This window comes from Rhizobium sp. SVR5-9E (genome assembly GCF_056755095.1).
This window is the reverse complement of sequence record NZ_JBNDHS010000641.1, coordinates 1-243: the sequence shown is the minus strand read 5'-3', so window position 1 is coordinate 243 and position 243 is coordinate 1. Positions and strand designations below refer to the sequence as shown.

General features: G+C 52.7%; 1 protein-coding gene. It reads right to left on the bottom strand.

The window, feature by feature from the left end:
• Positions 1–243 (bottom strand): DUF7024 domain-containing protein (locus ACPYOJ_RS36370; RefSeq protein ID WP_481420538.1); only part of this gene is annotated, 243 nt, incomplete at both ends.

Below are 243 nucleotides of genomic sequence, written 5' to 3'. Positions count from 1 at the left end.
ATCTTCACTTCACTGCCCAGCTGCGCATTAGACCAGCGCCCCCAGGATTCCGGACGCGAGATGCCGCTGAACTGTTTGACCTCTTCCGGTGCCCCGGCCACGTTGAAGATAAAGCTGTCTGCTTTATAGCGAATATCGTTATCCACGATTTTCAGCATGTCGACATTTCGCTGATAGCGCGCGGTATCGATGACCGTATCGTTGAATGCGGTTTTGCCTTTCCACTGCGCTTTATCGACATGC